This is a genomic window from Albimonas marina, from assembly GCF_029223255.1.
Classification (GTDB): Bacteria; Pseudomonadota; Alphaproteobacteria; order Rhodobacterales; family Rhodobacteraceae; genus Albimonas.
The window spans coordinates 1-1235 of sequence record NZ_JARHUC010000022.1 but is presented as its reverse complement, the minus strand read 5'-3'; the positions used below and the strand labels follow the sequence as shown (position 1 = coordinate 1235).

At 66.9% G+C, this 1235-nt stretch carries 1 pseudogene; it reads left to right on the top strand.

Annotated elements, in window-relative coordinates:
- Nucleotides 1-13 precede the first annotated feature (13 nt).
- Nucleotides 14-1235, top strand: a pseudogene (locus tag P2H44_RS25475) (IS3 family transposase); the annotation flags it as partial.

Sequence of the window (1235 nt, the reverse complement as noted above, 5' to 3'; positions counted from 1 at the left end):
GGAGCGGAGATCGATGAAGGCAAGCGAGTTTTCGGACGCGCGAGACAGGCGTTTATCCTGAAGCAGGCCGAGGAGGGCGTGCCGATCGGCGACGTCTGCCGGAAGGCCGGGATCAGCCAAGGCGACGTTTTACGCCTGGCGGAAGAAGTACGTGGGCCTGCTGCCGAGCGAGATGCGCCGGCTGAAGGCCCTTGAGGACGAGAATGCCCGGCTCAAGAAGCTGGTCGCGGAACTCGGCCTGGACCGCGAGATGGCGAGCCATCGTCCGCCATTGGTCCGAGGACAATCGCGAGCGGACGTCGTCCGCCGAACGCTCTGAAGCCGGCTCGGATGCGAGCTCTTGTCGACGGGCTGTGCTGCGACTGGGCCGTTTCGTTCCTCCGGGCTTGTGGGGCCCTGCGGATGGACCGGTCGACGTACCACCACCAATCCCGTCTCTCCGATCCGGCGGCACTCCTGGAGCGCATCAGGGAGATCTGCCAGAAGCGCGTGCGCCACGGCTATCGCCGCGTGCACGTGCAGCTTCAGCGCGAGGGCTGGAACGTGAACCACAGTCGAAGGGACCGTGGCCCCGGTGGGGCCGCGTAAGCCCGGAGACCGTTCAACGCATATACAATGAGCCGGGCCTTCAGCTGCGCAACAAGACGCCGAAGCGGCGGGTAAGGGCGAAGCTGCGTGAAGACCGCGGCGTCGCGACCCGGGCCAACAAGACCTGGGCCATGGACATCCGTAGCACGACCAGCTCGCCACGGGCCGGAAGCTGCGGGTGCCGACCATCGGCGACACCTGGTCACGGTTCTCGCAGGGGGTCGATCCGCGGTTCAGCTATTGGGGCGAGGACGTGGTCGCCACCCTCGAGCGGGTCTGCGCGGAGGTGGGCTTTCCGAAGGTGATCCGCATCGACCACGGCAGCGAGTTCATCTCGCGCGACGTGGACCTCTGGTCCTGCCGGCATGGCGTCGTCCTCGACTTCTCCCGGCCAGGCAAGCCCACGGACAACGCCTTCATGTTCCGGCGCGGCGATGGCCCCACTGGGGCCATCGCTGATCGCGCCTCACCATCAACGGCAAGTTCCGCCAGGCATGCCTGCGGGCGCACTGGTTCCTCAGCCTTGCCGACGCCCGCGAAAAGATGGAGGCTTGGCGCAGGCTCTACAACGAAGATCGACCCCACAGCGCAATCGGGTGCAAGGTCCCGATATCGCTCACCGACGTCAGCGGCGCCCCCGGCCTGCC